The organism is Ideonella sp. A 288 (assembly GCF_002198735.1).
Lineage (GTDB): Bacteria > Pseudomonadota > Gammaproteobacteria > Burkholderiales > Burkholderiaceae_C > Pseudaquabacterium.
Map to the genome: position 1 here is coordinate 125,305 of NZ_MWLO01000065.1, position 6,530 is coordinate 131,834.

At 69.0% G+C, this 6,530-nt stretch carries 6 protein-coding genes; 4 read left to right on the top strand and 2 right to left on the bottom strand.

Annotated features, from left to right (window positions below; genetic code table 11):
- The first annotated feature begins 17 nt into the window (after positions 1–17).
- Genes EOINJALH_RS04460 through EOINJALH_RS33125 form a run of 3 tightly spaced genes read left to right on the top strand, consistent with a single transcriptional unit; the run spans position 18 to position 2,780 of the window.
- Positions 18–1,004: a tripartite tricarboxylate transporter substrate binding protein gene (locus EOINJALH_RS04460; RefSeq protein WP_088279112.1), complete on the top strand. Its 987-nt coding sequence runs from the start codon at positions 18–20 to the stop codon at positions 1,002–1,004.
- Positions 1,005–1,033: 29 nt separating this feature from the next.
- Entirely contained in the window at positions 1,034–2,572 is a 1,539-nt protein-coding gene (locus EOINJALH_RS04465) for a malonyl-CoA synthase (protein ID WP_088279113.1), read from the top strand.
- Positions 2,511–2,780, top strand: coding sequence for a cysteine-rich CWC family protein (locus tag EOINJALH_RS33125; protein WP_088279114.1), 270 nt, complete (start codon positions 2,511–2,513; stop codon positions 2,778–2,780). Before EOINJALH_RS04465 ends, EOINJALH_RS33125 begins: the two co-directional genes overlap by 62 nt.
- Before the next feature lie 31 nt (positions 2,781–2,811).
- Here EOINJALH_RS33125 and EOINJALH_RS04475 read toward each other — a convergent pair whose 3' ends face one another.
- Positions 2,812–3,720, bottom strand: coding sequence for a LysR substrate-binding domain-containing protein (locus EOINJALH_RS04475; protein WP_088279115.1), 909 nt, complete (start codon positions 3,718–3,720; stop codon positions 2,812–2,814).
- A gap of 185 nt (positions 3,721–3,905) precedes the next feature.
- Here EOINJALH_RS04475 and EOINJALH_RS04480 point away from each other — a divergent pair, with 185 nt between their 5' ends.
- Positions 3,906–4,580, top strand: coding sequence for a PEP-CTERM sorting domain-containing protein (locus EOINJALH_RS04480; RefSeq protein ID WP_088279116.1), 675 nt, complete (start codon positions 3,906–3,908; stop codon positions 4,578–4,580).
- Between the two features lie 122 nt (positions 4,581–4,702).
- On the opposite strand, the gene EOINJALH_RS04485 is transcribed toward EOINJALH_RS04480, so the two are convergent.
- Positions 4,703–6,529, bottom strand: a complete 1,827-nt coding sequence (locus EOINJALH_RS04485; protein WP_088279117.1) for an ABC transporter ATP-binding protein/permease — start codon at positions 6,527–6,529, stop codon at positions 4,703–4,705.
- Between the last annotated feature and the right edge of the window lies 1 nt (position 6,530).

Consider the following 6,530-nt stretch of genomic DNA (forward strand, 5'->3'; position numbering starts at 1 on the left):
ACCTTCGGAGACACACCATGATCGCCACGACGCGCTTCGCGCGGGCCCGCCGCACGCTGCTGGGGCTGGCTGCCCTGGCCCTCGCACCCTGGGCCATGGCCCAGGGCTGGCCCGCCAAGCCGGTGACGATCGTGGTGCCCTTCCCGCCCGGCGGCGGCACCGACGCCTTCGCGCGGCCGCTGTTTGCCACGATGACCCGGCAGATGGGCCGACAGTTCGTCATCGACAACAAGGGCGGCGCCGGCGGCACGCTCGGCGCCGGCATCGCCGCCCGCGCCGCACCCGACGGCTACACCTTCTTCATGGGCGCCGTGCACCACGCCATTGCGCCGTCGATGTACCCGAAGCTCGATTACCAGATCGAATCCGACTTCGTGCCGGTCGGTCTGATCTCCAGCGTGCCGCAGGTCATCGTCGTCAACCCGCAGCGCGTGCCGGTGACGGACCTGAAGGGATTCCTCGAGTACGTGCGCAAGAACCCCGGCAAGCTCAACTATGGCTCGGCCGGCAACGGCACCTCGCACCACCTGGCCGGCGAACTGTTCAAGCTTCAGACCAAGACCTTCATCACCCACATCCCCTACCGCGGTGCCGGCCCGGCACTGCAAGACCTGGTCGCCGGGCAGGTGGACATGATGTTCGATGGCCTGGGCTCGTCGGCCGCGCACATCAAGGGCGGGCGCATCAAGGCACTGGCGGTGGCCAGCGAAAGACGCGCGCCAGGCTTCCCCGACACGCCCACGTCCATCGAGGCCGGCGTGCCCACCTACCAGGTGGCCACCTGGTATGGCCTGTGGGCCCCCAAGGGCACGCCGCCGGCCATCGTCGAGCAGATGCAGGCGGAGATGAAGAAGGCGCTGCAGTCCGACGAGCTCAAGACGATCTGGGCCGGCCTGGGCGCCAATCCGCCCAACATCTGGGGCGCCGACTTCGGCAAGTTCGTCGGCAACGAGATCAAGCGCTGGGCCGAGGTCGTGAAGGGCTCGGGCGCGAAGCTCGACTGACACCACGTCGTCACGCACGGGCGCACCCCATGGACAACCAGAACCTCTTTGCCACGCTGCGCGCGGGCTTCCCGACGGACCTGGACGCGGTGGCCATCGAAACCGCCGACGGCCCCGGCGCCCCGCTGCACTACACCTGGCGCGACCTCGACCGCGCCACGGCGATGATCGCCAACCTGCTCGAGGGGCTGGCCCTGCCGGCGGGCTCGCGCGTGGCGGTGCAGACCGAGAAGAGCGTCGAGGCCTTGATGCTCTACCTGGCCGTGCTGCGCGCAGGCCATGTCTTCCTGCCGCTGAACACGGCCTACCAGTCGGCCGAGATCGAGTACTTCATCGGCAACGCCGAACCGGCGGTGGTGGTGTGCTCGCCGAAGAACTTCGCCTGGGTCAGCCGCATCGCCTTCAGCGCCGGCACGGACCACGTGTTCACGCTGGGCGACGACCGCAGCGGCAGCCTGCTCGAGCGCGCCGCGCACTGCAGCGACCGGCACACGCCGGCCGTGCGCCAGGCCGGCGATCTGGCGGCCATCCTGTACACCAGCGGCACCACCGGCCGCAGCAAGGGCGCGATGCTCAGCCACGGCAACCTGGCCAGCAATGCCCAGGTGTTGCAGCGGTACTGGGGCTGGCGGCCCGACGACGTGCTGGTGCATGCGTTGCCGATCTTCCACGTGCACGGCCTGTTCGTGGCCTCTCACGGCGCGCTGCTCAATGGCAGCCGCATGATCTGGTTCTCGAAGTTCGACCCCAAGGCCGCCATCGGCCGATTCGCCGAGGCCACGGTGTTCATGGGCGTGCCCACGCTGTACGTGCGCATGCTCGCCGAGGCCGCGCTCACGCCCGCGGCCTGCGCGCACATGCGGCTGTTCATCAGCGGCTCGGCGCCCTTGCTGACCGAGACCTTCAACGACTGGCGTGCGCGCACCGGCCACACCATCCTCGAGCGCTACGGCATGAGCGAGACGGTGATGCTCACCTCCAACCCCTGCGACGCGGCGCAAGGCGAGCGCCGTGGCGGCACCGTGGGCTTTCCGTTGCCGGGCGTCGGCGTGCGCGTGCGCGACGACCAGGGCCGCGACTGCGCCACCGGCGAGATCGGCGGCATCGAGGTCACGGGCCCGAACGTCTTCTCGGGCTACTGGCGCATGCCCGAAAAGACGAAGGAAGAGTTCACCGCCGACGGCTGGTTCAAGACCGGTGACGTCGGCAGGTTCGACGCCGGCGGCTACGTCACCATCGTCGGCCGCAGCAAGGACCTGATCATCAGCGGAGGCTACAACGTCTACCCGGCCGAGATCGAGGGCGTCATCAACGACCTGCCCGGCGTGGCCGAATCGGCCGTCATCGGCGTGCCGCACCCGGATTTCGGCGAGGGCGTGGTGGCGGTCGTCGTGCCCAAGCCGGGTGCCTCGCTCGATGGCGCGGCGATCGTCGCGGACCTGAAGTCGCGCATCGCCAACTTCAAGGTGCCCAAGCACCTGTTCGTCGTGCCCGACCTGCCGCGCAATGCGATGGGCAAGGTGCAGAAGAACCTGCTGCGCGACCAGCACAAGGGCCTGTTTGCCTGAGATCGTGGACAGCCCCGACGCGTCGCCGGACCGCTGCCCGCGCTGCGGAGGCGCCTTCCGCTGTGGCATGGACAAGCCCGGGCCTTGCGCCTGCACGACCGTCCAGCTGGCCCCGGCGCTGCTGGCAGAGTTGCGCCAACGCTACACCGGGTGCCTGTGTTTACCCTGCCTTGCCGCGCTGGCGGTCGACGTCGGCACCCGCCCGTGACGGTGCGCCACCCAACCCCGCCCCGTCCCCATCAAGCGGTCTTGAGGAAATCCCAGAGCGCCTGAGCGGCCGGCTTGACGTGGCGCGCCACGGCCGGGCGCTCGCGGTAGATGCGCACCTCCATCGTCAGTTCGCCCACGCCGGTTGGCGCGGCCTGGACCAGGCGGCCGGATTTCAGTTCCTTGCGCACCGAACTGGCCGGCAGGAACGCCAGACCGTGCCCTTCGAGGGCCATGGCCTTCAGGCCCTCGGCCATGTCGGTCTCGTAGATGGTCTCGAGCGTCGGCGGCACGGCCATCTGGCGGATGATCTGCTCGACCATGTGGCCCATGTAGGCCCCCGACGCGTAGGCCAGCAGGGGCACCTGCCCGCTGCCGCCGAGCCGGAACAGGGGCTGGCCGTTGGCATCCGCCTTGGCGTAAGCGGCCAGCGTTTCGTGGCCAAGCGAGAGCATCTCGTAGCGATCGGGGCTCAACTGCAGGGGCTGCGACGAATGATGGTAGGCGATCAGCAGGTCGCACCCACCCTCGGTGAGCCGCAGCACGGCGTCGTGCACGTTGAGCGCGATCAAGCGCGACTTGACGGCACCGAAACGGCCGCGCAACTCCATCAGCCAGTGGGGGAAGAAGGTGAAGGCCAGCGTGTGCGGGATGGCGAACTCGATCACGTCCTGCCCGCTGGCGCGGTGCGAGCGCATCAGGTTGCGCGCCGACTGCAGGGCCACCAGGATTTCGAGCGCCTGGGCGTGCAGGGTTTCGCCGGCAGGGGTCAGGCGCGTCGGGTAGGACGAGCGGTCGACCAGGTCGATGCCGGCCCAGGCCTCCAAGGCCTGGATGCGGCGCGAGAACGCCGGTTGCGTGACATGGCGCAACTGGGCCGACCGCGAGAAGCTCCGCGTCTCGGCCAGGCTGACGAAGTCTTCGAGCCACTTGGTCTCCACGGCGGGCAGTGTAGCGGCGCGACGTCTTACAGCCCGTCACATCAAACCCGGGGGGGCACCCCGCTCTCCCCCTCGAACAAAGGGGGGGCGAGCGTGCGCAAGCGAGTGTCGCTTCGGTACAGTCGAACCACTGAATACTTGCATCGCAACACCGCGCTGCAGACAACCACTACAGGACCACTGCCATGTCCCTCCTTCGCCGATTGTTGGTCGTCGCCGCTGCGTCCGCAGCCCTGGTGCCGCAGTTCGCCCGCGCCGAGTACGTGACCATGGACTTCGAGGGTGACGCACTGGTGGACGATGTCGTGAACCCCGATCACCGGATCGGCAGCTTCTACGCCAAGTCGTTCGGCATCACGTTCGGCAATGCGGCGGGCGTCGACAACTCCAGCGTGTTCGAGGAAACCGACACCGATGCCGTGCCGCCCCCGCCGAACGGCTCGCACCGGGTGCTGACCGGCTTCGACAAGCGCTGCGAAACCGACAACTGTGCCGGCGAACCGATCAGCATCGAGTTCTCGTCGTCGACGGGCCTGACCGGCCTGCGGCTCACGCACCTGCTGAACCCCGGCACCCTGACGATCAGCTATGTCGGCCTGAACCCGCTGCTCCAACAGGACAGCGTCTCCATCGTCTGTCCTGCCGGCGGACCCGTCTGTGACTGGGACACGAGCGAGTTCGACTTCAAGTTCGTCGCCTTCAGGGTGTCCATCACCGGTGCCGACTCGAGCTATGTGATCGACGACCTGTCGGTGAACCGTTTCTCCGGCAACACCATCCCCGAGCCCGCGAGTTTCGCGCTGGCCGGCATGGCCCTGCTGGGCATGGCCGCGAGCCGCCGCCGCCGCACCAGCCGCTGACCGCACCGCAGGCGGGCTCCGCGCTCGCTGGCCGAGGACCCTCGAGAGAACGCCCACTTCGGTGGGCGTTTTGCATGGTGGCCCGCAGGCCGGTGCGGACCGCCCGCCAGCCAGTCCGAACCTCAGGGCACCGCTGGCGCGGTCGGCTGGTCCGCCTGCTGCAGCCGCCACATCTCGGCGTAGCGGCCGTTCGCGGCCAGCAACTCGCCATGCGAGCCACGCTCGGCCACGCGGCCGGCGTCGAGCACGACGATCTCGTGCGCGTCGGCGATGGTCGACAGGCGGTGCGCGATGACCAGCGCCGTCTTGCCCTCGGCGGCGCTCTTCAGCTCGGCCTGGATCGCCCGCTCGTTGGCCGAGTCCAGCGCCGAGGTGGCCTCGTCGAAGATCAGCACCGGCGGGTTCTTCAGCAGCGTGCGCGCGATGGCCACGCGCTGCTTCTCGCCGCCCGACAGCTTGAGGCCGCGCTCGCCCACCATCGTGTCGTAGCCCTTGGGCGTGGCGGCGATGAAGTCGTGCACGTGGGCTGCGCGTGCCGCGCCCTCGATCTCGGCCATCGTGGCACCGGTGCGGCCGTAGCCGATGTTGTAGCCCACCGTGTCGTTGAACAGCACCGTGTCCTGCGGCACGATGCCGATGGCCCGCCGCAGGCTGGCCTGGGTGACCTGACGGATGTCCTGCCCGTCAATCGTGATGCGCCCGCCGCCCACGTCGTAAAAGCGGTACAGCAGCCGGGCCAGCGTGCTCTTGCCGGCACCGGACGAACCGACCACCGCCACCGTGGTGCCGGCCGGGATCTCGAAGCTCACGTCGTGCAGGATCGGCCGCGCCGGGTCGTAGGCGAAGGACACGCGCTCGAAACGCACCACGCCCGCGCTCACCTTCAGCGCCGGCGCGTCGGCCGCGTCGTCCACCTCGCGGTCGCGTTCGAGCAGCGCGAACATCTTGTCGAGGTCGGTCAGGCTCTGCTTCACCTCTCGGTAGAGCACGCCCAGGAAGTTCAGCGGGATGTAGAGCTGGATGAGGAAGGCGTTGACCATCACCAGATCGCCCAGCGTCAGCCGACCGTCGACCACGCCCTGCGTGGCCCGCCACAGCATGGCCACCAGGCTGGTGGCAATGATGAGCTGCTGGCCGGTGTTGAGCAGCGACAGCGTGGTCTGCGACTTGATCTGGGCCTTGCGGTAGGCGTCCAGGCCCACGTCGTAGCGCTGCGCCTCGAAGGCCTCGTTGTTGAAGTACTTGACGGTCTCGTAGTTCAGCAGCGCGTCGATGGCCCGGCTGTGGGCCTTGGAGTCGAGCTCGTTCATCTCGCGGCGGAAGCGCGAGCGCCATTCGGTCACCGACACGGTGAAGGTGATGTACACCGCCAGCGCCGACAGCGTGATCCACACGTAGCCGGCATCGAAGCGCCAGCCCAGGAAGCCCAGCACCAGCGCCACCTCCACCAGCGTGGGCAGGATGGTGTAGAGCGAGTACGACACCAGCGACTGCAGCGCGCGCGTGCCGCGCTCGATGTCGCGCGACAGGCCGCCCGTCTGCCGCTCGAGGTGGAAGCGCAGGCTCAGCGCCTGCAGGTGGCGAAACACCTCCAGCGCGATCTGCCGCGAGGCGCCGAAGGACACCTTGGCGAACACCAGTTCGCGCAACTCGGTGAACACCGAGGTCGACAGCCGCAGGCCGGCATAGGCCAGCAGGATGCCCGTGGGCACCACCAGCAGCGCGCGCGGATCGCCCGGCTTCAGGTCGAGCGCGTCGACCAGGTGCTTGAGCAGCACCGGCACGCTGACGTTCGCCCCCTTGGCCGCCAGCAGGAAGGCCAGCGCCAGGCCCACGCGCCAGCGGTACTGCCACAGGTAGGGCAACAGCTTGCGCAAGGTCTGCCAGTCGCTGCGCACGGCCCCGCTCGGGGGGGTGTCGGGAAGCGGGGCGGCGACGGTTGGGCGCATG

Excerpts from the sequence above, each read along its gene's own strand:
- EOINJALH_RS04460 (WP_088279112.1), top strand. The coding sequence starts at position 18 with ATGATCGCCACGACGCGCTTCGCGCGGGCCCGCCGCACGCTGCTGGGG.
- EOINJALH_RS04465 (WP_088279113.1), top strand. The coding sequence starts at position 1,034 with ATGGACAACCAGAACCTCTTTGCCACGCTGCGCGCGGGCTTCCCGACG.
- EOINJALH_RS33125 (WP_088279114.1), top strand. The coding sequence starts at position 2,511 with ATGCGATGGGCAAGGTGCAGAAGAACCTGCTGCGCGACCAGCACAAGG.
- EOINJALH_RS04480 (WP_088279116.1), top strand. The coding sequence starts at position 3,906 with ATGTCCCTCCTTCGCCGATTGTTGGTCGTCGCCGCTGCGTCCGCAGCC.
- EOINJALH_RS04485 (WP_088279117.1), bottom strand. The coding sequence starts at position 6,529 with ATGCGCCCAACCGTCGCCGCCCCGCTTCCCGACACCCCCCCGAGCGGG.